General features: G+C 66.4%; 1 protein-coding gene. It reads right to left on the bottom strand.

Translation table 11 applies throughout. The features are described from left to right. Positions 1 to 274 (bottom strand): cobalamin-dependent protein (locus IH68_RS51465; RefSeq protein WP_037886785.1); only part of this gene is annotated, 274 nt, incomplete at both ends.

Genomic DNA, 274 nt, shown 5'->3' with positions numbered 1-274 from the left:
GAGCGCGGCGCCGCCGAGGATGACCGGGAAGTCGGCGGCCAGGCCGCGCTGGTTGAGCTCCTCCAGGTTCTCCTTCATGATCACCGTGGACTTGACCAGGAGCCCGGACATGCCGATCACGTCGGCGCGGTGCTCGGCGGCGGCCTCCAGGATCGCCGAGACCGGCTGCTTGATACCGAGGTTGACGACGTTGTAGCCGTTGTTGGACAGGATGATGTCGACGAGGTTCTTGCCGATGTCGTGCACGTCGCCGCGCACGGTGGCCAGCACGATG

Source organism: Streptomyces sp. NRRL S-646, assembly GCF_000720765.1.
In the GTDB taxonomy this organism is placed as follows: domain Bacteria; phylum Actinomycetota; class Actinomycetes; order Streptomycetales; family Streptomycetaceae; genus Streptomyces.
Note: the sequence above shows the minus strand (reverse complement) of the source record. Positions and strands in the feature narration are given on the sequence as shown.